The 23,284-nt window shown below is 35.4% G+C and carries 29 protein-coding genes; 10 read left to right on the forward strand and 19 right to left on the reverse strand.

Features of this window, described 5'->3' with window-relative positions; genetic code table 11:
• Positions 1 to 116 precede the first annotated feature (116 nt).
• From ACFVT8_RS08020 to ACFVT8_RS08035, 4 genes are all read right to left on the reverse strand, one after another.
• On the reverse strand, positions 117 to 746 hold the full coding sequence (locus ACFVT8_RS08020; RefSeq protein ID WP_387083089.1) for an NAD(P)-dependent oxidoreductase: 630 nt from the start codon (positions 744 to 746) through the stop codon (positions 117 to 119).
• A 74-nt stretch (positions 747 to 820) separates the two neighbouring features.
• Positions 821 to 1,231 carry an Rrf2 family transcriptional regulator gene (locus ACFVT8_RS08025; RefSeq protein ID WP_387083090.1) on the reverse strand — a complete coding sequence of 137 codons (411 nt, stop codon included), beginning with the start codon at positions 1,229 to 1,231 and terminating at the stop codon, positions 821 to 823.
• Between the two features lie 112 nt (positions 1,232 to 1,343).
• The gene (locus ACFVT8_RS08030; RefSeq protein WP_387083091.1) at positions 1,344 to 1,550 is read right to left on the reverse strand and encodes a thymidylate synthase; all 207 of its coding nucleotides are present in this window, start codon (positions 1,548 to 1,550) and stop codon (positions 1,344 to 1,346) included.
• Between the two features lie 44 nt (positions 1,551 to 1,594).
• Positions 1,595 to 1,795, reverse strand: a complete 201-nt coding sequence (locus tag ACFVT8_RS08035; protein ID WP_387083092.1) for a hypothetical protein — start codon at positions 1,793 to 1,795, stop codon at positions 1,595 to 1,597.
• An 87-nt stretch (positions 1,796 to 1,882) separates the two neighbouring features.
• Between ACFVT8_RS08035 and ACFVT8_RS08040 the strand changes: the two genes are divergently transcribed.
• Both ACFVT8_RS08040 and ACFVT8_RS08045 read left to right on the forward strand, forming a co-directional pair.
• The gene (locus tag ACFVT8_RS08040) at positions 1,883 to 2,206 is read left to right on the forward strand and encodes a hypothetical protein (protein WP_387083093.1); all 324 of its coding nucleotides are present in this window, start codon (positions 1,883 to 1,885) and stop codon (positions 2,204 to 2,206) included.
• On the forward strand, positions 2,203 to 2,700 hold the full coding sequence (locus ACFVT8_RS08045) for a hypothetical protein (protein WP_387083094.1): 498 nt from the start codon (positions 2,203 to 2,205) through the stop codon (positions 2,698 to 2,700). Before ACFVT8_RS08040 ends, ACFVT8_RS08045 begins: the two co-directional genes overlap by 4 nt.
• Before the next feature lie 295 nt (positions 2,701 to 2,995).
• On the opposite strand, the gene ACFVT8_RS08050 is transcribed toward ACFVT8_RS08045, so the two are convergent.
• Together ACFVT8_RS08050 and ACFVT8_RS08055 are read right to left on the reverse strand one after the other, a co-directional pair.
• Entirely contained in the window at positions 2,996 to 3,973 is a 978-nt protein-coding gene (locus tag ACFVT8_RS08050; RefSeq protein WP_387083095.1) for a thymidylate synthase, read from the reverse strand.
• Between the two features lie 85 nt (positions 3,974 to 4,058).
• A complete protein-coding gene (locus ACFVT8_RS08055) occupies positions 4,059 to 4,979 on the reverse strand; it encodes a hypothetical protein (RefSeq protein ID WP_387083096.1) in 921 nt (306 codons plus the stop codon).
• 208 nt (positions 4,980 to 5,187) lie between these two features.
• Between ACFVT8_RS08055 and ACFVT8_RS08060 the strand changes: the two genes are divergently transcribed.
• From ACFVT8_RS08060 to ACFVT8_RS08070, 3 genes are all read left to right on the forward strand, one after another.
• Positions 5,188 to 7,380, forward strand: a complete 2,193-nt coding sequence (locus ACFVT8_RS08060; protein ID WP_387083097.1) for an ATP-binding protein — start codon at positions 5,188 to 5,190, stop codon at positions 7,378 to 7,380.
• Positions 7,373 to 7,999, forward strand: a complete 627-nt coding sequence (locus tag ACFVT8_RS08065) for a response regulator (RefSeq protein WP_387083098.1) — start codon at positions 7,373 to 7,375, stop codon at positions 7,997 to 7,999. The genes ACFVT8_RS08060 and ACFVT8_RS08065 overlap by 8 nt, the downstream gene beginning before the upstream one ends.
• Before the next feature lie 211 nt (positions 8,000 to 8,210).
• Positions 8,211 to 8,411, forward strand: coding sequence for a cold-shock protein (locus ACFVT8_RS08070; RefSeq protein WP_155590998.1), 201 nt, complete (start codon positions 8,211 to 8,213; stop codon positions 8,409 to 8,411).
• Positions 8,412 to 8,495: 84 nt separating this feature from the next.
• On the opposite strand, the gene ccsB is transcribed toward ACFVT8_RS08070, so the two are convergent.
• The gene (ccsB, locus tag ACFVT8_RS08075) at positions 8,496 to 9,665 is read right to left on the reverse strand and encodes a c-type cytochrome biogenesis protein CcsB (protein WP_387083099.1); all 1,170 of its coding nucleotides are present in this window, start codon (positions 9,663 to 9,665) and stop codon (positions 8,496 to 8,498) included.
• Between the two features lie 323 nt (positions 9,666 to 9,988).
• Here ccsB and ACFVT8_RS08080 point away from each other — a divergent pair, with 323 nt between their 5' ends.
• The gene (locus ACFVT8_RS08080; RefSeq protein ID WP_387083100.1) at positions 9,989 to 10,726 is read left to right on the forward strand and encodes a class I SAM-dependent methyltransferase; all 738 of its coding nucleotides are present in this window, start codon (positions 9,989 to 9,991) and stop codon (positions 10,724 to 10,726) included.
• A gap of 126 nt (positions 10,727 to 10,852) precedes the next feature.
• Here the strand turns inward: ACFVT8_RS08080 and ACFVT8_RS08085 are convergent, their stop codons facing one another.
• Complete coding sequence (locus tag ACFVT8_RS08085) at positions 10,853 to 11,347, reverse strand: GNAT family N-acetyltransferase (RefSeq protein WP_387083101.1); 495 nt, start codon at positions 11,345 to 11,347, stop codon at positions 10,853 to 10,855.
• 480 nt (positions 11,348 to 11,827) lie between these two features.
• Between ACFVT8_RS08085 and ACFVT8_RS08090 the strand changes: the two genes are divergently transcribed.
• Positions 11,828 to 12,382, forward strand: coding sequence for a GNAT family N-acetyltransferase (locus ACFVT8_RS08090; protein WP_387083102.1), 555 nt, complete (start codon positions 11,828 to 11,830; stop codon positions 12,380 to 12,382).
• Positions 12,383 to 12,547: 165 nt separating this feature from the next.
• Here ACFVT8_RS08090 and ACFVT8_RS08095 read toward each other — a convergent pair whose 3' ends face one another.
• Both ACFVT8_RS08095 and ACFVT8_RS08100 read right to left on the reverse strand, forming a co-directional pair.
• Complete coding sequence (locus tag ACFVT8_RS08095; protein ID WP_387083103.1) at positions 12,548 to 13,099, reverse strand: histidine phosphatase family protein; 552 nt, start codon at positions 13,097 to 13,099, stop codon at positions 12,548 to 12,550.
• 11 nt (positions 13,100 to 13,110) lie between these two features.
• Positions 13,111 to 13,737, reverse strand: a complete 627-nt coding sequence (locus ACFVT8_RS08100) for a hypothetical protein (RefSeq protein WP_387083104.1) — start codon at positions 13,735 to 13,737, stop codon at positions 13,111 to 13,113.
• A 653-nt stretch (positions 13,738 to 14,390) separates the two neighbouring features.
• On the opposite strand from ACFVT8_RS08100, the gene ACFVT8_RS08105 reads away from it, so the two are divergent.
• A complete protein-coding gene (locus tag ACFVT8_RS08105) occupies positions 14,391 to 14,564 on the forward strand; it encodes an aspartyl-phosphate phosphatase Spo0E family protein (protein WP_387083105.1) in 174 nt (57 codons plus the stop codon).
• Positions 14,565 to 14,712: 148 nt separating this feature from the next.
• On the forward strand, positions 14,713 to 15,177 hold the full coding sequence (locus tag ACFVT8_RS08110; protein ID WP_387083106.1) for a hypothetical protein: 465 nt from the start codon (positions 14,713 to 14,715) through the stop codon (positions 15,175 to 15,177).
• A 196-nt stretch (positions 15,178 to 15,373) separates the two neighbouring features.
• Here the strand turns inward: ACFVT8_RS08110 and thrS are convergent, their stop codons facing one another.
• The 5 genes from thrS to ACFVT8_RS08135 all read right to left on the reverse strand — a co-directional run bounded on the left by thrS (position 15,374) and on the right by ACFVT8_RS08135 (position 20,312).
• Positions 15,374 to 17,290, reverse strand: a complete 1,917-nt coding sequence (gene thrS / locus ACFVT8_RS08115) for a threonine--tRNA ligase (RefSeq protein WP_387083107.1) — start codon at positions 17,288 to 17,290, stop codon at positions 15,374 to 15,376.
• A 446-nt stretch (positions 17,291 to 17,736) separates the two neighbouring features.
• Positions 17,737 to 18,096 carry a hypothetical protein gene (locus ACFVT8_RS08120; RefSeq protein ID WP_387083108.1) on the reverse strand — a complete coding sequence of 120 codons (360 nt, stop codon included), beginning with the start codon at positions 18,094 to 18,096 and terminating at the stop codon, positions 17,737 to 17,739.
• 102 nt (positions 18,097 to 18,198) lie between these two features.
• A complete protein-coding gene (locus tag ACFVT8_RS08125; protein ID WP_387083385.1) occupies positions 18,199 to 18,984 on the reverse strand; it encodes a lipid II flippase Amj family protein in 786 nt (261 codons plus the stop codon).
• Between the two features lie 62 nt (positions 18,985 to 19,046).
• Complete coding sequence (locus tag ACFVT8_RS08130) at positions 19,047 to 19,607, reverse strand: hypothetical protein (RefSeq protein WP_387083109.1); 561 nt, start codon at positions 19,605 to 19,607, stop codon at positions 19,047 to 19,049.
• A 195-nt stretch (positions 19,608 to 19,802) separates the two neighbouring features.
• Complete coding sequence (locus ACFVT8_RS08135; protein ID WP_387083110.1) at positions 19,803 to 20,312, reverse strand: hypothetical protein; 510 nt, start codon at positions 20,310 to 20,312, stop codon at positions 19,803 to 19,805.
• Between the two features lie 364 nt (positions 20,313 to 20,676).
• Between ACFVT8_RS08135 and ACFVT8_RS08140 the strand changes: the two genes are divergently transcribed.
• A complete protein-coding gene (locus ACFVT8_RS08140; RefSeq protein ID WP_387083111.1) occupies positions 20,677 to 21,024 on the forward strand; it encodes a hypothetical protein in 348 nt (115 codons plus the stop codon).
• 83 nt (positions 21,025 to 21,107) lie between these two features.
• Here ACFVT8_RS08140 and ACFVT8_RS08145 read toward each other — a convergent pair whose 3' ends face one another.
• The 4 genes from ACFVT8_RS08145 to ACFVT8_RS08160 form a co-directional block, all read right to left on the reverse strand.
• The gene (locus ACFVT8_RS08145) at positions 21,108 to 21,572 is read right to left on the reverse strand and encodes a hypothetical protein (RefSeq protein ID WP_387083112.1); all 465 of its coding nucleotides are present in this window, start codon (positions 21,570 to 21,572) and stop codon (positions 21,108 to 21,110) included.
• 142 nt (positions 21,573 to 21,714) lie between these two features.
• On the reverse strand, positions 21,715 to 22,197 hold the full coding sequence (locus ACFVT8_RS08150; protein WP_387083113.1) for a GNAT family N-acetyltransferase: 483 nt from the start codon (positions 22,195 to 22,197) through the stop codon (positions 21,715 to 21,717).
• Between the two features lie 11 nt (positions 22,198 to 22,208).
• Positions 22,209 to 22,556 (reverse strand): DUF3147 family protein, encoded by a 348-nt coding sequence (locus tag ACFVT8_RS08155; RefSeq protein WP_387083114.1) that lies wholly within the window; start codon positions 22,554 to 22,556, stop codon positions 22,209 to 22,211.
• Positions 22,556 to 22,954, reverse strand: coding sequence for a MarR family winged helix-turn-helix transcriptional regulator (locus ACFVT8_RS08160; protein WP_387083115.1), 399 nt, complete (start codon positions 22,952 to 22,954; stop codon positions 22,556 to 22,558). Before ACFVT8_RS08160 ends, ACFVT8_RS08155 begins: the two co-directional genes overlap by 1 nt.
• Positions 22,955 to 23,284 lie beyond the last annotated feature (330 nt).

Consider the following 23,284-nt stretch of genomic DNA (forward strand, 5'->3'; position numbering starts at 1 on the left):
CCCAATTTTTTATTAAACTCAATAAAAAAGCTGAACTAGTTGTTTGTACTAGTTCAGCAAATTTTAAATAATGTGTAAGTACACTTCTACCATTTTATACGTTCCGTTCTAAATCATTATTTATTAGAAGAAACTGTAAAACGGTTGTTAACATGCTTTGGATTTTCAATTTCATCTAACATCGCAACGGCATAATCTGCATAGCTCACGTAGCTTTCTCCAGCAGCATTTACTAATAAATGATCTTCTCCTGTAGTATAGCTACCTGTACGTGGACCTTCTGAATCAAAGAAAGCAGATGGACTTAAAAATGTCCAAGTAATAGTTGATTGTTGTAAGTCATGTAAATTTTCACCTTGGTTTTTAGCTGTCGCGTAAAACATTTCTGGGAAATCTGGAGTATCCATTACGCGTACAGTTTTCACTGGGTCTACAAATAAACTACCCGCACCACCGACAACAAATAATTTTGTATTAATACCAGTGAAAATCTCAATTAAATGACGACCAGCTTTCACATGTAATTCCTCCTGACCAAAAGGAGCACCAAATGCATTTACGACTACGTCAAACCCTTTCACATCTTCCTGAGATAAATCAAATACACCCTTTTCAATTACAGGAATATTTGCTGTTACTTTTGAAGCCGAGCGTACAATTGCAGTTACTTCATGACCACGTTGCAGTGCTTCCCCTACAATTTTTTGTCCTGCTTTCCCTGTTGCACCAATTACTGCTATTTTCATATTAATAATTCCTCCTATTTTTAATGTAACCATTTTAGTTACAGGCTAGATACAAAAGACCGACTTCGTTGATGTTAACGAAGTTGATCTAGCACATCCTGTAAAGTTTGTGCTTGTAGTTGTTCTTCCATTGCATGCCAGACAGATGTATAAACACCCTCCAATGTTCGTTGGATTTTTCGACCCACCGTACATTCTGGATTTGGCTCATCATGAATCGCAAATAGCTGCTCCGGTCCATCAATCGCATGGTAAATAGCTAATAGCGTTAAATCTCTCGGCTCCGCTAATAGGTCGTAGCCTGCAATACCTGATTGCGATGTTAGCAAGCCCGCTTTTTTTAGCACACCGATCATTCGACGCACGACAACTGGATTTGTATTTACACTCCCTGCGATATACTCAGACGTCAGCTGACTTTTATCAGATGTTGTTGCAATGAGAGAAAGTATATGGATCGCTACCGAAAATCGACTGTTCACCATATGTATCACCACCTGTTGTAACCATTATAGTTACAGGTTTAAATAAAAGCAAACAAATTGCTCTATTTACACCTGTATTAATTTTTTCTAATGAAGGAGCAATATAAAATAACTATATTTTCTTCACGTAAATGACTAATTCTTGTCGTATTTCTCCATTTTCCTCATAAAAATCTAAATTATGAAATTCATACTTAAAATGGCCAACCGGAAACGTCACACTTTCACCCTGCACCGCTGCTAAAATGCCCGCTACATCATGTGACACCATTTGTAAAAGCTCTGTACCTGAAAACGCTTCTATAAAAATCACGTTCATTAAAAACACCTCCTCAGCTATTATAGCTTAGAATGCGCTTACATTTATAGTCTTTCTTTATAACGTTTCAAGCGAATCTCCTCAATGACTTGCATCATATTATGTATTTGCTCCTCTGTTAATTTACTAGAGATGTGTGGTAGCTCAGATCCCTCTTTTAATTGAGGAATACTCGCAAACAAATTTGTCCTTAAACGCTGCTCACGTTCTCTTCCATCTATTTGAAAAATCAATGATCTCCTCACATCATTCACCTCTAAATTTTTAATAAGACTTCCAAATTAAAACTTATATCGGTAAAAATTTCATATAATTTAACATCCTTCATTTAATTGCTGGAGAAATTCGGCTATAAATTAACCGATTTGGCTCTTTCTGTTGCTTTGGCAGTTATTTCCGCCGCTTTTGCTCCTCTAACCACGATTTTGGCGGGTCTATCCATCATTTTGACCTTTCTATCCACGATTCTGGCGGGGCTATCCATCATTTTGGCATTTCTATCCACGATTCTGGCGGGGCTATCCATCGCTTTGGCATTTCTATCCGTCACTCTGTCTTCTATCCTTCGCTTTGACTCTTCTTTCCATCGCTTCGGCATTTTTATCCGTCGCTCTGCTCTTTCTATCCGTCGCTCTGCCTTCTATCCTTCGCTTTGACTCTTCTTTCCATCGCTTCGGCATTTTTATCCGTCGATCTGCTGGTTCTTTCCGTCGCTCTGACATTTCTATCCGTCACTCTGCCTTCTATCCTTCGCTTTGATTCTTTTTTCCATCGCTTCGGCATTTTTATCCGTCGATCTGCTGGTTCTTTCCGTCGATCTGGCATTTCTATCCGTCACTCTGTCTTCTATCCTTCGCTTTTGACTCTTCTTTCCATCGCTTCGGCATTTTTATCCGTCGATCTGCTGGTTCTATCCGTCGCTCTGGCATTTCTATCCGTCACTCTGCCTTCTATCCTTCGCTTTGACTCTTCTTTCCATCGCTTCGGCATTTTTATCCGTCGATCTGCTCTTTCTATCCGTCGCTCTGCCTTCATCCTTCGCTTTGACTCTTCTTTCCATCGCTTCGGCATTTTTATCCGTCGCTCTGCTGGTTCTTTCCGTCGCTCTGACATTTCTATCCGTCACTCTGTCTTCTATCCTTCGCTTTGATTCTTTTTTCCATCGCTTCGGCATTTTTATCCGTCGCTCTGCTGGTTCTTTCCGTCGATCTGGCATTTCTATCCGTCACTCTGTCTTCTATCCTTCGCTTTGACTCTTCTTTCCGTCACTTCGGCATTTCTATCCGTCGCTTTGACTTTTCCTCTTCACTTTGCCGCTTGTATATCCATCGCTCCAGCCTTCTACCCAACACTTTGACAAGTCTATCCGTCGCACTTACAAATCTACCCGCCGCTTCGCTATTAGTTCGCTAAAAAACAGCAGCCAAGACGGCTGCTGTTTCAGTTTATACGGCAATTGGTGCTTTAATTGTTGGGTGTGGGTCATAGCCCTCAATAGATAGATCTTCGAGTTCTATGTCGAAGATTGACGTTTTATTTGGATTTATTTTTAAGGTTGGTAGGTCCTTAGGCTCGCGTGAAAGTTGTTCTTTTACTTGTTCCACGTGATTTACATATATATGAGCATCCCCAATGCTATGAATAAATTCGCCAACTTCTAAACCACATTCATGTGCAATTAAATGTGTCAGTAATGCATATGAGGCAATATTAAATGGACAGCCTAGTAATGTATCAAGGCTTCTTTGCATTAGTTGACAGCTCAGTTTACCATTTGCGACATAAAATTGGAACATCACATGACATGGAGGTAATGCAGCTTTACTGCCCTTTGCTCCAGCATTGATAACATCCTCTGGATTCCATGCATTGACAATAATGCGTCGTGAATCTGGATTGTGCTTGATTTGATGGATTACATCTTGTAATTGATCGATGCTTTCACCTGTTGATGTTGTCCAATTACGCCACTGCTTTCCATAAACATTCCCAAGCTCTCCGTATTTACGTGCAAATTCATCGTCTGTTAAAACACGCTCACAAAATGAAGCTAACTCTTTTTTATAGTCAGCATTGAAAGACTCGTCCACTAAACAACGACGACCAAAGTCTGTCATATCGGGACCTGTGTATTCATCAGACTCAACCCATTTTTTAAAAGCCCATTCATCCCAAATATGATTGTTGTTTTGCAGTAAATAACGAATATTTGTATCCCCTTTGATAAACCAAAGTAGCTCGCTAGCTACAAGTTTGAATGGTACACGTTTCGTCGTTAAAAGAGGAAAGCCTTTGCTTAAATCAAATCGCATTTGATAGCCAAATACACTATATGTACCTGTTCCTGTACGATCTTCCTTTTTAACGCCATTATCTAATATATGTTGTAGTAAATTTAAGTACGCGATTTCTGGATGCGCCATGTTAATAATCAGCCCCTTCAAGTATGCTGTTGACCATTATAACATCTAATAACTACATTGGGACGCCCAAAAATAAAAACAATATTTACATGTCAGAACCAAAGGGATTACTTTCCAGCTCTTTTGAGATTTCACTCTCAATTGTGACAAAAAACATTGGCAACAAAATAATATTAAATAAAATAGGTCCAATGATAAGTATGAGATCAATCCCTGGGGAGAAATAGAGACCAAATGCAGTCAGTAACCCTGACATGAAAAGAAAAACAATTTGAACTCCGATAATCATTAACGGAATGATTTGGTACAGATAGTTGAGCTTTCGGAACTGATGCATGTTTTCTGGATCTTCAATAACTCTCTTTTTTAAACGCCTCGATAAAATTATACAAGCAATAAGCTGCGCGATAATAAAGCTAAAATATATAATACTTTGTAGTACCATTTGCCCTTTCATAACCGTGCCATTAAAATGTCCTACCCGCTGCTGTAGAAGCTCGTTGACCTCTCCCTCATAAACATATTCTTGTTCACTAAAATATGTGGGCGGTGCCACAATGCCAAGAGTTGCCCAATCTTTTGAATTGTCTTTCCAGTCGATTAATTTGCTAGCCAAAATGCGTAATTGAATGGCATCATTTTCACCAAACATCCCTACTAAAAAAGTATATGGTATCGCTACTTTCATTTGACCATTTTGTTTTTCATTAATTAAATCTTTAATTGAAAAAGTGTACGCAACATCTGTCTGGTGGGCTTCATAACGAGCATCCCCGATCTTCCAATGACTTGCTAAGGAAGATTCAATATTTTTTTTCATTTCAACATACGGCGTATCTTTATGTAAATGCTTAGGAATCTTATAGACAAAATGATTGTCACCCCCAATAATGCAAATATCTACTTTCACCGCATCATTCTCATAATTCTTAGCGATTGTTGTCTTCGGGTACGACATGATGACGACTAGAAAAAAAAGGATTAGTGGGAATCCTTTCTTTTTCATGCAATGCTCCCCCTTTTCGTCACATATGCTAGATTTACACTATCATAGCCTATACCGAAAAAACTACTTCGTTATTCCGAAAAAGTAATAGTGGTTTTCCGAAACACCATATTTCGGTATTCCAAAATTACCAAAAATTATGGATAATATATAGGTACTTAAGATTGAAATGGGGCAATATTATCATGCAAATATATGTGAGAAAACTATGAGTAAATGGACATATAGTATTTTCATCACCTACCTACTCCTCGGTATTTATGTGCTTGTAATGGCAATACGAATTCCTTATATTTGTATTTTGGTAGACACAGCTAGCGGACAACCTATCATAGATGAATTTTATTATTCCGAATGGGCACAGCAAAATAATATTGAAAAAGGTGATCTTCTACTGACAGTTGATGGCGAGCCTGCAGAAGATGTTCGTTCAATCCAACTCGATTCTGCCGTTAGAAGTGCTAAAGAACTAACGTTTATGAAGACTGATGGTGATGTTCATTCTGTTACAGTTAAGCATAAAGATATTCCGGAAGAATTTTATTTACAAATTATTTTTCCAATGTTTTATTTTGTCTTATCTTTTGCAGTCGCTATCTTTTTATGGCGAAGAAATAAAGACAATCTATTAACTAGTCTACTAACATTATTTTTATTAACTTGTTCATTGGCTTATATAAGTACAGGAGCCTCTGTTAGAGGAAATCTAATTGGATCGTTAGTAATAACTATTGGTATCGTTTTATGTATAGTGCTTTTCATTCACTTTTTACAATTTTATTTCCGCTACTTACGTATAGAATGGCGATATATCAATACTAAATGGCTTTATTTACTATTACTAGTGATACCTTGCTGTAATTTCATTGAAATAGTTAATCCTGACTTCAGGTCGATTTCATCATTAATTAACTTAGGAATGTTTGCTGTACTAGTTCTATATGCCATCTATATTTTACTAACGAGTTATTTACAAACTAAACGGGCAAAAATACGTCTGATCACTATTGCGTTTATTACGCCTTTTCTGCCGTTTTTATTGTTTTTCGTCACACCTGAAATAGTAGGTCTAAATCCTATTTTACATTCTGAGGTAGCTGCATTATTTTTATTGTTTATTCCTTTTTCCTTTATTTTCATTCAAGTGAATGAACGATTATTCGATATTGAATATCAATTATCTCGTTTGCGTTATTATTCAACGCTAGCTTTTTTTAGTGCAATAATATTAACTACAGGCGTTACCATACTGTTTATAGACAATTTATCGATTATCAAAATTACAGGCGTCTATATTCTTGTATTTTTCGTCATCATTGCTAGCTTCTATATAAAAGAGCAGCTGGATTTTAAGTATCGAAAGATTATTTTTTCATCTACTGGCAACTATGTACATAATTTATATGCTGCCGTTAATCGTATGGGAAAGGCAAAAAATCAGCAAGAATTATTAGATCAATTCAAGTATGAAATAACAGAAAAGCTTGGTACTACAGCTTTTACGATTACTACAATAACGGAAGATGTGCCATTTACTCGTGGTGAAGTCAATATAGGAAATGAAAAGACTCACCTACTTTTACATGATACAGGTGAAGAAAAAATCATGTTAAACATTAGACATGTATTACAAAATGAAGAACTTCTTTGGTTAGAGTTACTTGCCCTTTATGTTTCAATGTTTATTGATAATTTAAAGCTTATTGAAGATTTAGTATGTGAAATAAGGCTTATGAAGGATAACAATGATACACAGCTACCTTGGCTCGATAAATTATTATGGAATATCATTGAAAAGGAAAAAAGTATTCTAGCACAGGAATTACATGACACTATTTTGCAAGAGCAACTTCATTTAGCGAGAGAGCTAGATGTACTTGCTAGCTCGGCTAATATAAAAAAAGAAAAGGTATTAGATATTCGAGAGCAATTGCTAAATGCATCGAAGGATTTACGAGAGTATTGTGAGAATCTAAGTCCACCATTACTAGACACATTTGGGCTACAAATTGCTTTAAAAAAGCTGACTCAAAAAGTGAAAATACGATCCGACTTTTTATTAAACACCCAAATAGAACGTGTCCAATTTCAAGATGTAACCTTACATTTAGTCGTCTATCGCCTTGTGCAGGAGCTTTTAAATAATGCTATTAAGCATGCTGAGGCAACCGAAGTTTCACTTAAACTTCAAGCGATAAATCGTGGTTTCATCCTCCAATACGATGATAATGGCATTGGCTGTAATATTGAAGATTTAATGCAATCTTCAGCTTCTATGGGCATTAACGGTATTCGAGAACGTGTCCGTGCTTTTAATGGAGACATCACAATAACTTCCAGTCATAATGAAGGAATGCATATATTTATTCAAATACAAGAGGACGTGGAATCATATGATTGATATTCTTATTGTAGATGACCATCCTGTCGTTTTAGATGGTACAAAAACTTTATTACAGGATTTAAAAGATGTTCGTATAGATACAGAGCAGGATAGTGCAGCTGTTCTGTCGAGAATGGATGCTCAAGCTTTTCAATTATTTTTAATCGATATTAATATGAAACCAATCAATGGCATCCAACTTTCAGAAATGATTAAGAAAAAGCAACCAGAAGCACTTATATTACTTTATACAGGTTATGAGCTTTCCGATTATTACGAGCTACTGATCGAGAGAAAGATTGATGGACTGTTATCAAAGCTTGCCACGAAAGAGCAAGTGATTCACACCATTCAAGCCGCACTAAGAGGCGAGATCTTACTTGCAGCTGATTTTTTAGATTTTGTACATCAGAGGACTAATCTACCGAATGTACAGCAAGATGTTTTACTAAGCGACAAGGAGCAAGAGATTTTACAACTTGTCGCACAAGGATGTACAAACAAAGCAATTGCTTCAGCTATTGGAGTCACACAGCGGACCGTTGAAAACTATTTATCCAAACTTTTTGTCAAACTAAACGTAGAATCACGTGCAGAGGCAGTAATTGTCGCTAAAGAGAAAGCATGGATTAATTAATGATATTTAAAATATGTAAATCTTTTCTTACTAAAATCGGAATATACTGGATAAATGTCTGAATCTGTTATATAATCAAAACAATAATTACATTACTTCATCTTATCAGTTAAAATCACGTATTCAAAAGTAATACGAGCTTTTGAATACGTGATTTTTTGCAAGTGATCGAAGGAATATGATTGTTCAATTTTTTTGGGAGGTTGTTCACATGACACAAGGTACAGTAAAATGGTTTAACGCAGAAAAAGGTTTTGGTTTTATCGCGGTAGAAGGTGGAAATGATGTATTTGTACATTTCTCTGCTATTCAATCAGATGGCTTTAAAACTCTAGAAGAAGGCCAAAAAGTAGAGTTTGGCGTTGAAGAAGGTAACCGCGGACCACAAGCAACTAATGTTGTAAAGCTGTAATTTTAGCTTTAGAATTAACAGTGCAAAATTCAAGAGACATCCAAATTGCGGATGTCTCTTTTTTAGTTAAAATATATTCAACCATTATGCGTAAGAATGTAAACCTGCAATGACTAGATTCACAAATACTTGATTAAACACGATAATTCCAAAACCAATAATCGCTAACCAAGCTGTCTTTTCCCCTTCCCAACCTTTAGCAAGTCGGAAGTGAAGGAAAGCGGCATAAAATAAAAATGTTATTAGCGCCCACACTTCCTTAGGATCCCAGCCCCAATACCTACTCCAAGCAATCTGTGCCCAAATCATAGCAAACAACAGACCTCCTAAAGCAAATAACGGGAAACCTATAACAACAGCGCGATATGAAATTTCATCCATTAATGCTGGCTGTACTCGGTTTGTTAATGGCTTTAATAAAACAATTAATCGTCTTCTTGCTATGAGTAAAATCACCGCATATAAAATCGTTCCAGCTATAAATGACCATATTATAGAATTCAATTTCTTCGCATCTATCTTATTAGTAATCTGTAAAACGCCAACCTGATCCCCACTAGATGTTACTGCATCTTTATTGACAATTAGCGGCTTCATTGTATAAACGGTTGTTTCTTCCTTGCCTAGCTTATTTTCAAATTGAACCTCGATTTTATCTGCTGTTAAGTTAAAATATGTACTCACACCGATAAAGCCAATCACAACAATTAAGCAATACAGAACAAATTCCAAGGCAACTGTACTAATCGAGAATTTAGAAACATCTAATGTTCTTAATAAATAAATAATACCTGTTGCGAACGAAATTGATAAAATAGCACTTGAAAATGCAACTGTCATCACATGAATCGTTAACCAATTGCTTTGCAGGGATGGAACAAGTGGTGAAACTGTTTTTGTAAAAACGCTTCCATAACCAAGAATAATTAATGACACAGGGATGGTAAACAGACCTACCACAATTTGCTTATATAAGAAATGAATGATCAAATAGCTACCAGTAAGCATAATGCCGAAGAACGTCATAAACTCATACATATTACTTACAGGTGCATGATCAACAACAATCCACCTTAATATGAAATACACTAGCTGTAAAGCAAAAGCAATATATGTAAGTAGAAGCCCGACTTTTCCAAACATCTTTCCTTTTGATTTAACTGCTAGCCCAATCGGTATAATGGCGATCAGTAGTAAAACAAATGCCAAGAACAATGAATTACTACTTAAACTTAATAATGATTCTTTACTCAATGTAACATCCTCCAATGTATTATTTAGGAAACTGCATAATTAATCCCAATAAAAATAACGCCATTCATTAAAATAAGTGCCATCATTTACCTCTAAAAAATTATATTTTTTCGAATTGTTACAATTTTATGGCTCAAAAAGACGTCCTCATGTCAAAAAACCATCTATATAATTATATAGATGGTGATTTACAAAAGTTGGCATGCCTCTATCTACATCTTACTAAAAATTGAAATAAAAGTCTATTTCTTTCAAGTTGGCTATGTGACAATAAGTATGCGCATATGTTACATAACGTTATGTAAGACAAGTGGAGGTTTACTATGAAACAAAATATTTATGATTATCCGGAATTTTTCCGTCAATATCAAAAGTTACGTCAAGGACCATACAACTACAACAATTTGCTTGAACAACCCGCGATAAAATCCTTACTTCCTAATTTATCTAATTTACAAATACTTGATATCGGCTGTGGTATGGGAGAATTCGCGTACTATTGTATTGAAAATAACGCACAGCACGTAACCGCTATTGATGTTTCAGAAAATATGTTGGCCATTGCTCAACGTGAACATGCTCATCCGCATATAGACTACTATTTGCAAGCAATAGAGGATTATCATGCAGCTCCTACCAGCTTTGACTGTATAACAAGCTCGCTTTCCTTGCATTATATAAAGGATTTTAATGCAGTAATTGGTAAAATTGCAAAAATGCTTCGTCCAGGTTGTATTTTTATTTTTTCTATAGAGCATCCGATTGTTACAGCTCGTCAAACACTGGAGGATAATTGGATGTATGATGACAGCGGCAATCGTAGCCATTACGCGATTGATAGTTACCATGATGAGGGATTACGTGAGCAAACTTGGTTTGTTGATGGTGTTGTTAAATATCATCGTAGCATTTCTACAATCACTAATACATTAATCGAACATGGCTTAAAGATTGAAAAAATGCTAGAGCCGCTTCCTGATTCAGAGGCAATTCAAAAACTGCCTTCCTTAGAAAAAGAACATCGTCGCCCCTCCTTTTTATTAATACGAGCGAGAAAGTAATCTAACATAGTCGCAAGACTCGCAGCAGCACTTCTCTGCGAGTCTTTTCTTGTCACTCCTTTAATTTACCACCTTTTTTTGCAAATTTAATTAGCTTTCATGAGCAATAGTACAAGTACAACTTTCCTAATCAAGTTTTTCTTTTTCAATTTTACTTATGTAATAACTCATCACTTTAATCTCACCTCTGAACCCTGTTGCCAGCCTCCCTTCATCGACGAATCCACATTTTTTATAAAGTGATTGTGCAGCAGTATTCGGTTCATTAACTCCTAACACAAGCTCATTGATATTTGGAAAATGCTCAAAAACAAAGTCCGGCAAAAGCTGTAATGCCGCCTTCGCATAGCCTTTTCCTTGTTCATAAAAGTCTGTCGAAAAGGCACGGATTAAAATCGCCTGTTCATTTGAGGAATATGGCTTAACCCCCTCTTTTTCATGTAACACAAAGAAGGTCACGAGCTTGTCTTCATTTAATACAAGAATAGCATGACGATTCTGGTCCTGCTTCACTAGGTCAATACTTGCTTTCGGAGACATCGTATAGCGAAGCTGCTCCTCTGTGATCGTGTATCGTTCAATTAAGTAATCATCTTTTTCTTCATAAAATTTTAATCTCATCGAAGCTCTCCCCTACATTTTTAGTCGTCGTAATCTTCTTTAAATCAATAAGCTGCTGTAGATATGCTTTAGTGCAATCATTTTATAGCTATCTGGGTCATGATCCTACTCGCCCATCTTGTTAAATTATCCACCGTACAATTAGCTAAAAAACGGCATACATTCAAAATATTAAAAATCTTCTATCAGTCAATAATAACCCAACATTTCCCTATTTGACATACCTGATTAAAATTTTTGTTTCTTCTAATTACCATAAAATGCTACTATAAAGATATCAAAACTAATGGATAGAACCGCCTAAATCGTGGATAGATTGATCAAAGTGATGGATAGAACCGCCTGCATCGTGGATAGATTGATCAAAGTGAAAGGAGTTGGGCATATGAGCGCAGAAATTGCAGTAGATGTTTTGTTTTACAACAAATAATCCAAGGGATGTAAACTCTAACTGCGGCCCTTGAACAAGGGAGAAAACAAATGGAAAATTACTTTAAAGAATTTCTTACAGGTCAATCTATTACTTTACAGCAAATGACTTCCTCCGACTTAGAAGCATTTGTAAAAATCGAAAGTGAAAAAAAGTCTTTGCTACTTGCCAACGACGAAATTCCCTTTCCAAATACCTTCGAGGATCATTCTTCATTCTTTCAAAGTATTAGTGGAAAAAAAGAGGAATTTATCTTCGGCATATTTGAAAAGTCGACTAATGAGCTTATCGGCTCCTGTGGTGTCTATGGCATCAACTGGCAAAATAGTACTTGCTTTGTAGGTATCTCAATTGGCGAACAATGGCATGGCAAAGGGCTTGGAACTGATGCTATGAAAACTCTTATTCATTTTATTTTTAATTATATTTCCATTAATAAAATTAAGCTTCAGGTTTTCAGCTTTAATAAAGGAGCTATTCGTTCCTATGAAAAATGTGGCTTTACAAAAGAAGGTACTTTACGAAATGAAATTTTCCGCTTCGGTCAATTCCATGATGTAGTTTTATTTGGACTTTTACGAGAAGATTGGACTCAAATAGGATAAGCAATTTTCCGCAGGTGGTGGCAATACTTCGGCTTTTTCGATAAATTGCAAAAGAATCTCGATAAATCATATAAAGTTCTCGATAAACTCACAATTTACGTCGATAAATTTGGGATTCTTCTCGATAAAATGAACCAAGGGGCTGTCAGCAGACAGCCCCTTCTTCTATTCTTCCCAAATTCTTCGAATATCACTTAATACGACATGCTTGAATGTTAGTTGATATACATCTGGCATTGAAAGTTTTTTCCAAAATGAGAAATCATACTGATCATCAAAATATTGCATCAATAAGACCATAATATTGCCATGTGTACCAATCACTATATTGTCATTTGGATGTGCAAGAATAATTTTTTGCAAGGCGGTAATAGCTCGTTCCCTCGCAGTTTCATTTGATTCTCCACCATCAAATGCGAAATTTGGTTGACTCCATACTTGATGAATGGCAGCGTCAAAATCAAGTAGATTTCCATTAGATAAAATTCTTTCTTTTAAAGAATCAATTGTATTTATCTGTAACTTATGTTCTTGAGCTATGCCCTCTACCGTCTGAATGGCTCTTTTATATGGACTTGAATATATCGTATTGATATTTTTATGTTCAAATAGTCTAGTAATACGATCCCTATAAAACCCCTTACTAGAAAGCGGGCGATTGTACTCATCAGCGTTATAGTGAGAATGCGCGTGTCTTACAAAATATATTACAGTCATTATAGTTCCCTCTATTTTTCTTCAGTTTTTGCCTTCTTTTCTTTTATATAATTGTATAGATCAACCTTCCATATAGCATCCTCTTTAAGTAAGCTATATGTCTTGCCGTAGTGGGACTTTCCGAAAATTATTTCTAATTGAACAATTGCTATGCTTTCAGTGCTAGAATCTTTATTCAAAGAAATACTATCGTAGTATCTGTACATTAAATAATTCTGTATATCCTCATCTAATAAATAATCTATATACTCTGCTATAAAGGTTTCTTTATCTGGAAGCTCATTATTATTGTAGGTAATTGTATAAAGTTTATCGAAATTATGCTCAAATACTAGATTCATCATAATTAACACCATTTCCTCTGGTGAAAAAGTCTTTAAACTATTAATATTCCCTTTGTTTAAGAAATCTTCATATACAACCCTTTTTTCCTCTGATAATTTCTCTAAATATGTAAAATCATAATGCTTATCAATAGTTGGAGGTGTTTGTTTTGATTCTTCCACGTGTTGAACGGAATGGTTAGTAACCGCTGTTGATCTTGAAGATTCTCCTGTTTTTGTTTTCACGTCTGAACATGCTATTAACATTAAACTAGAAACTATTATAACGCTTAATAATGCCCACCTTAACTTCAACACATAAACCTCCCCCTATCATATCATTTATGCCTCTGCATGATTGCGTCCAGAATCAGCTTTATGCTGAGATTTTAGGTTAACATCCTTTATGAACTTCTTTCCGATTCCGAGACCTCCGCCAGAGGCTTTAACTTCTTTCAGCAGATATTAATAGATTACAACTCTATTTATCCACCATTCCATTTATTTCGAAAATTATCAACATTATCAACCAAAATAAAATCTCCTCAATAAAAAACAACAAAGAAGTTTATTTGATAAATTGTGACAAGATACGAATTTCATTAAAATTTTCGTCAATGCCGACATAAAATTTTATAGTAAAAAAGATGCTAATCTATTAAATATCAATCTTCATGTTTTCTAAATTATAGCCAAAAAAAAACCCCAATATTCTTATATTTAGGGCAATAAAACATACAAATAATACAATAAAAGGTATTTTTGATAGGTCAAACTGTTCAATATTACTATTTTTTAATTTTCCTGCCATATAAGAATTAATATATTTTCCTATGACTAATTTACGAATTTCTCAACCTATACACAATGTGACATATTTTTCATTTTAGGTGAGATACAATGAAAAAGTTGAATCGAGGTCAATGTATTTCAAGAATATGAAGAAAAAATTTTAGGGGGAAAAGATTTTGGTTAATATATCGTTTAAACAATTCTTGAAGATGGAGATTGAAATCAAAAGGAAAGATATGTATAAAAAGGCTATGGATTTAGGTTTCACCCATCCTAGCGTGGTAGATTGTAGTCAAGAATTAGATGACCTACTAAATAAATATTCAAAAGCGATCAATAAAGCCAGCTGAAACGATTTTCGATGATTCTACTAGTTTAATCCTGTATTAGGTTCCGGTTATAAAATAGATAGCAATTTCCATTTGCTATTGTAAAGATACGTATAAATAACATAAAAATGGGATATCTTCTTTATGACAGGAAAAAGGAGGCCTAAAAATGCAGGTATTTTTATTATCATTGGTCGTTTCGAACTTTTTATTACAGCAGCCTCAAGATTCAGTAGAAAATACAGTACCGATTCTTTGCATACCTTCTGGAACAACATCTTATAAATATCCTAATAATCAATATCAGACATTTCGAACTGAGAATGATTTTTATCATCAATTAGAAAAGACAATCTATGAGGAGTATAACTATGCTACTTTAAACATTCGTCAAAAAATAGCCTTTAAGGACTTACCTAAGGCTGAGGAAACATTTCATCTAAAAACTAATTTTATACGTGAAAAAATAGACCTCTCTCAACATACTTTTATTCATCCCAATCGACAAGTATATTTTTTAGCATCCTTTAAGCAAAATAATCAGGAGACTTATTATAAATACCTGGTCATTGACGCTGAGACCCAAACTATCCTTTTAGGAAATAGTAATTATCAAAGTAATTCCATCAATTAAATCTATTTTGTTTGTTGTTTAGTTTATTGTATGCTTGAAAATTTGATAATAGTAGCAAAAACGATGAAAAAATCAACATTTTTCAGTGAATTTAGAAAAAAATATATTACAACATACATTTCATGGCTGTTAATAGCTCGACTCGAGGGAGTAATGACTTACCTCTGAGTCGAGCTATATTGATATAAAGAATCTTTTAAGATAAGGCTTTTTGCTGTATTTCTCGCTTTATTTCCTCTATAAATTGTTTCAATGGTTTTTCAATTAATGCTTGCTGACCATATTTACGAATAGTGACATGTTGATGATCCATTTCTTTATCACCAAGTACTAAAATATAGGGTATTTTTTTCATTTGAGCTTCACGAATTTTTTTACCGAGCTTTTCTTGTCGATCATCATTACTCACACGGATTTGTTCTTTTTGTAAATCATCAATTACTTGCTGTACATATTCTTGGTGTGTATCTGCAACCCCAATTACTTTTACTTGTTGAGGTGCAAGCCACGTTGGGAACGCCCCTCCAAAATGCTCAATTAAGATGCCTAAGAAGCGATCAATAGAACCGAATACCGCTCGATGTATGACGACAGGTCTTACTTTTTCATTCTGTTCATTGACATACGTTAAATCGAATTTTTCAGGTAGCTGGAAATCAAGTTGCACCGTTGCGCATTGATGACTACGATGTATGGCATCTTTAATATGAATATCAATTTTTGGTCCATAAAACGCTCCGTCGCCTTCATTAATTGTAAATGGAAAGCCTAGATTCGTTAGTACGTTTTCTAACGCAGTTTCCGCTTCATTCCAAAGATCAATTTCGCCCATATAATCAGCTGGACGTGTTGATAATTCAATATCGTATTGGAAGCCAAAAACTTTGTATACCTCATCAATTATTTTCAGGGCAAGCGCAATTTCATCTTCAATTTGCTGTGGTGTAACAAAAATATGTGCATCATCCTGACAAAAAGTACGAACTCTTAAAAGGCCATTTAAAGCGCCACTAAATTCATGTCGATGAACTTGACCAAATTCAGCCATACGAATCGGTAACTCTCTATACGAATGTAAAGCATTTTTAAAAATTAGCATATGTCCAGGGCAATTCATAGGCTTTAATGCGAAGCTTTGGTCGTCTACTTGTGTAAAATACATATTATCTTTATAGTGTTCCCAATGTCCGGACTGCTCCCATAGACGCTGGTTCATCATCAAAGGTGTCCGTACTTCTTGATAATCAAATTTTGCTTGTAAATGACGTAAATAAGACTCCAATTCGTTGCGAATAATTTGACCATTTGCTAAATAAAATGGCATCCCTGGTGCTTCTTCCGAAAACATAAATAACTCTAGTTCTTTTCCTAACTTCCGGTGATTCCGCTTTTCCGCTTCTTCTAAAAAAACAAAGTATTCCTCAAATTCATTTTTTGAGGCAAATGCTACACCGTATATACGCTGAAGCATTTGGTTATTGCTATCTCCACGCCAGTAAGCTCCGGACACATTCATTAATTTAAAATGTTTTAATTTACCTGTAGAAGGTACATGGGGGCCACGACATAGATCATAGAAATCTCCTTGTTCATAAACCGTCACAATACCATGTTCTGGAATGTCTTCTAACAACTCTAGCTTTAGGGCATCATGAGCAAATAACTGTTGTGCCTCTGCTCTTGATACTTCTTTACGCTGTATTTGTATATTTTCTTGCACAATTTGCTTCATCATTTTTTCAATTTGTTGCAAATCACTTGGCGCAAAGGAATGCTCAATGTCGATATCATAATAAAATCCATTCTCTATTACTGGGCCAATCCCAAATCGAGCATCAGGGTATAAACGCTTAATTGCTTGAGCTAGTAAATGGGCTGTTGAATGACGAATTACCTGAATTCCTTCTTTTGAGTTAGCATCATGTAGGGTAATTTGTGTATCTTCCAAAATCGGGCGCGTCAAATCAATGATGGTTCCGTTGACACTCCCTACAATTGCTTTTTTACGTAATGCGGGACTAATCGCTTGTGCAATGTCGGTTAGTGTAACACCTTTTGAAAATGCTTGTTGTTTACCATCTGGAAATTGAATGTTAATAACTTGATTTGACATGTTCTCTACTCCTTTTTTTAAAAATTAAAGATAAAAAAAACACATATTCGCCCCATAAAGGGACGAGTATGTGTTGATTACCCGTGGTTCCACCCAAATTCCCACTAGATGCACTAGTGGCTCTTTGCTATGCAGTAACGTTGCATAAACGGCGCAAGTTTCCAAGCACTGCTCAAAGGTAGTAAGTTTTAATAGCTGCATTAGGAAGCTTTCAGCCAAGGCCGCCCTCTCTGTGAATCGTTTATCAAAACTCATGTCCTTGTCATCGCCAATTTCATTGCTTTGTGAAATTGTTATTTACTATAACGAATACTCCAATACTTGTCAATATCTGAAAATTGTTTTTTGCGGAATAATTACGACTCCTTACCCGATATGTACTGACTCCACATTCTACTTTTAGAAGGAAAATTGCAATATGGAATCGCGTTATCTTTGCTCAGTTTTCATCCACTTCGTACTTCTAAAGTCTCATCATGAGACTGCCATTTAACGTGAATGGTTGGGGCAGCATCCTTTTTAAATATTTTTGCACTTTCTTTTTTCTTTAAGATAAACTGATTATCCATATTCACTCGAACGTCATCGAAAGAATTTGATTCTTTAGACCCTTCTATCGTTATTTGTAAATCACCTAAGTCCTTCTCTTCCCCAAGATAGAAAAGTTGTAAGCCCTCATCGGTATTACTATGATATACAGCCTTCCAGTTCTCACTTTTCGCTATGTAATGGACCTCCTCTTGTTGATTTGTACTACAAGCAACTAACACAAACATCATTAAAATTAGGAAGCATAATTTTTTCATTAGATATCGATTTTCCTTTCTTATCAACTTCGATCTATCCTTCTTAATTCCTTGAGAAAGCTGTTATTCGGCTTGAATAGTTATTATCAATGTATATCCCCCTTACATGAATTGTGTAAACCAAGCAATGTATTTTGCTCCTGGTATAAATAATAACTGTGCCAAAAATGTGCCTAGTAGCCTTGATCCCATCATCATCACAGAAGCTCGTTTAAGATTTAAGTAGCTGCCCCTTTGATTGATAACATCGTCTGCCAGAATGGAAATTTTAGGGTCAATAAATATAATTAGTAACATCGTCGCTATACCATTAATAAGTCCGGATGACATGACAGCAGTATTCGATCTCTCTGGAACTAATAATGCGGCGTATAGAGCAGACAAGACACCAATTGTATAGATGGCTGTTATAACGACATTCACGATAAATAATTTAAGGGGAATATCACGCCAGCTAATCCCTTTTAAGTATGAAAAGCTTGGCAAATGAATATGTTTTATTCCCCGTTTGAAATACTCCAAACTAAACCCTTTTTTGAATAATGCTGGAATGGAACCTCTTTCCTCAGACAAATGAATAATAGCCCTTGAAAATATTGCGACAAATGTCGGCAATAGTAGAATGCCTACCAATGTACCTAGTGAAGCGGCACCAATAAGTATGCGGAATTGTTGTTCCACAAATGCCAATGTGTTTTCCTTCGGTGCTGTGTCAGTCAGACTTCCGGTAAAAGGCTGCTGCATCATGTTTGCTAGCCTTGAAAACATGACCATGACATTAAATAAAGATAGTGCAGAAGCTAATAATTTTACACGTGCACCCGATAATCGAACTGCATACGCAAGTGTTTCAATCGAATGTATGATGAGAATAAATAAAGCAATCATGATCAATTTTTCAGTTAAAATATCCAAAGTCTTTTACCTACTTTTCGGTTGATGATTGGTCATTACTCTTGTATGATTTTTAGTAATCGTTTGATCCAATCTCGTACATATACTTCCCATTCTTCACGAGGAATTGTCACTGAAAGAGTAAGCGATTGCAATTTTTCTGGCATCATATGCATTTTACTTCTTAACAGCTCATTATCTTCTGACTCCTCGTCGATAAAAAGTAAATATCTCCCTTCTACAGGCGCTCTGTAAACCTTTGAGTACTCTCTAGTTCGATATACCTTTGTGGAATATAGTTTATCATCGATTTTAATTTCATAATGTCCTCTACTCCTATGTTGAATTCGGACATGCGTACCATCTAAGCATTGGATAGTCGCTTCAAACTCTAAAAGTCGCTCTTCATCCATCTGAATTCCAAAAATCCAATGATTCCTATGGGAACTTTTCACATCTGCATCGTATGTATCATACCTTATATTAAATTTATTTGAGTCACCGCAGCTTTCCTCTGTTAGATATATTGCAATAAGTTCATCTAAGGCTTGTTCATCTAAGGCTTGTTCATCTAACTGATTGCCATAGGTTAAGATGGCGATGTGCTTTTGAACCACAGCAGCATATTTGTATAGTTCCTCTTCATTGTCTATCTCCCAAGGTTTTCCTTATAGTATAGTAACGAATACAACAAAGACACTCCCTCCTTCTAATATTTACGAAATTCTCTTTAATAAGTTCCGTTATTTTCCTACCAATTAGAAAAGCTATTCATTAGGTTTTTCCTCCTAATAAATAGCTTTTTTTAGTATTTAATGATTAACCGCAAAGTCATTATTCCAGCTTGTTGAGTCAGATAGCTGATAGGTCACCATATTGGCGGTTACCGCAAGGATCACACCTGCTCTAGATTGAACTGTAGAAATAGGATCCTCTAACACTAATACAACATACCCTTCCCCCCGTCCCAGATGATCTATTGCATTTGTAGTGTTTATTTCGAAAGTTGTATACGTTTGCTCATCTGTAGCTGGAAGTAATCGTTCCTCTTGATAAGCTCCATTTTCCTTTAAATTAAAGCAAACAGGCATCCATCCTTTTGACCAATCAATACTACCTATAATGTCTTTTTTACGATGCGCCAGTTTGCCAATTGAAAACGTAAAATATATCTTCATAATAGCTTGATCTAATTCATTTTTCCCTTCACATACAGCTGTTACTTCCAGCATAATATCCCCGCTCGAATGCTTCCTAATAACCACTAAAGTCACAGTGAAAATGCAGATAACAAGTACTATGCCGATGACGACAAACCCCATTTAGTCCCTCCTAACATTACAATGACTGTTACTATTAGATTACCATGTTTTAGGAGAAATAGTATTTTTTCATCAAACAATCTTATGAAATGACACAGGCGGAAATGATAAGACATAAAACGAGTATGTTGCGTTGAACGAGTAGAAATTTATCCGCACCGAATGTGAGACTCAAAATTTAGTTAATACACTGGTGAGAAGTTAACTGCTCGTAAAGGCTTGAGCCTTTTCTGGAATAATTTATACTTTTCCTTATGTACATTCCTTTCCTAAATCACCAACTACTTAACACCAATATTTACTACTTACTTTAAAAGTAATTCTCAACTATACTAAAGTGAATTTATTCTTAAGGAGATTTATAATGAGAACGTTTGTACCTTGCCCAAATTGTGAAGAAGCAATAACGCTTGAAGACTTTGAAGATTTTTCATCACCATTTACTATGAAATGTCCCTACTGCGATGCCAAATTAAAAGAAACAAAAGTAACCCCATTTCTTTTAATTGGTTTGATTGCCATACTTCCTTTATTAATTTTCATAACAAAAACATTAGTACCTATACTAACCGACACATTCCCTGTTATTGAAAAAATAGCTCCCCCTATCGTATATACGGCAGTATTATACCCGTTTTATGCGCTTTATGAGCGATTCAATGGACTTATTATGTTTAATAACGGCAATATACAATTGAAAAAACGACAGTGATCAGCGTGATATTCTCACGCTTTTTTGTTTATAGTCGGTATAAATAGCCAATCAGTGAGGAAAGAACCCCCCACTGATTAACTTTATTTAGTAGTCTGTAACTCAGCTGTTAAAGTAAATGGCATTTTTAAATAATCGTACTTAATCGTAATTGTTTTAATATTAGGTGCTTCAACTTTTACTGCATAATACTGAGGTTGCTTTCCAATGGCCTTGCGATCTATGTATTGACTAGGAAATACGTTTACTTGTCTTAACTTATGATACGTAATATTCGGATTACCAACCAGCTTCGTTTCTGCTTCAAAAGGCTCAGACTTACTCATTACAAGCTCGACATTTTCAGGCACTTTATCGTTAACAAGTATTTGCTGAAGCTTTATATCACGTAGTCCTTTATTCTCTATTTCTACGATTCTTATTGTTGAATCACCTGTAGAATTCGTATAGCTGTTCATAACAAGTGGTGGGTTGCTTTTTAAATAAATGATGAAGGCTCCTCCCACCACTAGAGAACTAAATAATAAAACAAATAGTAATTTTTTCATTTCTTTCCTCACTTTCTTGCACCCTATCAAGTATAGCGAGAAATCAAAGGTGATGAAACCTTGAAAATATACTGTAAGGAATTTTTTTCACCAAGCAGTTAATCATCCATCTTTTAAACCTAATTTAAAAAAATCTGACTCATTATGAGCCAGATTGCTTTGCTAATCGTATTTCATCACGTATTGGAATCCCATCATAACCGATTAATGGAATTTCAGGTTTATACGCTCTTGCTTGTTCGACCGCGTTTTGTATGATTTCGACTAAGTGATAACCCCGTTTTTGATAAAATTTTATCGCGTGTAAATTATCATTTGTCGTAATAAGTGTAATCATAGTACAGCCCTGTTCGAAAACGTTCTGTTCAACAGCTTGTACAAGTAATGAACCAGTCCCTTTTCCCTCCACAATACTATCAAGGGAAATAATTTCACATTCTTTCGCACGAATGATATACGTCACGAGACCTAAAATCGTGTTTTGTTCATCTACATAGACGAAGCCATCTAATTTACTACAGTCATAAATCCCACTGGAAATGACCATTTCTGTACTTCCCCATTGTTCCTGAAAAAATTGCAACACATTATTTTGCGGTAATTGTTGAATAGGAATTATTGTCATCTTTTATTCTCCTAAATTGAGATATTAAAGACACTTGCAATGGCTTTTTGAATACCTAGAAAAACTGCCCACGATGCAATGCCTAGTCCAATTGCAAACACGATATGGATCGATGATTTCATCGCCATATAAATAACAAACAGCATAAACATTGTGGCTGGTAATCCAACGATTACACCAACAGTAAAGCGCTGAATATGCTCACTCGACTCACTTTGCACAGTAAGCCAGATGATGCTTAAAATACTGACAAGTGGTAGTGCTGCGATAATGCCACCATAGGAAGGAAACCTTCTAGCTACCTCTGTAACAATACCAATAACGGCTGCCGAGCAAAGAATTTTTACTAATGTGTACATTATTTAGACACCTCACTTAATAAACGAAATGCCTGTAAAATCGTTTGTTGATCTTCGTCTGATAGCTGATTTAGTGTATGTTGTAATTTCTCATCATCTAATTCTGTGTTCTTCTTTAAGATATGAAGCCCTTCCGCTGTTAAATGCAGATAGACTTTGCGTTGATCATCAATTGCCCGTTCCTTTTTCACCCAGCCATTACGCTCTAGCTTTTTTATATGCTCCGAAGCTGTATTTTGAGAAATATGCAGTAACTCTGCAACATTACGGACTGTTACTTCATCTTCCTTTTGAATCATCTGTAAAATACGCACACTTTGATGCGATATTGACTCTTCATGCGTTGTATGTAGATGGTAATAAATCGATGTAAAATAGTTATTGATATCTTTAATCATTAATTTAACTCCTTTTAATATATCGTATAGAGCGATTATATCGTAATTTCCGATATATCAAAAGATGTTTTTGCATTTCCATTGAAGTTTGAATTTTCGGATTTTCAAATATACGAACAATTGGGTACCCATCCGAAAGTAATCCCACTGTAGGTATGTTACTTTTACTGTTCTCGCATTTTTATTAACAACCTGGTTTAAACCTAGCATTTCCATCATTAGCTCTCTTGCAGTTTATGCAGTTTTTATGCTATCAGGTAAATATATTATGTCGATGTTTACATAAAGCGAAGGGGCTGTCAGAAGACAGCCCCTTACTTGTTGCATCGA

The organism is Lysinibacillus sp. NPDC058147, assembly GCF_042884205.1.
GTDB lineage: Bacteria > Bacillota > Bacilli > Bacillales_A > Planococcaceae > Lysinibacillus.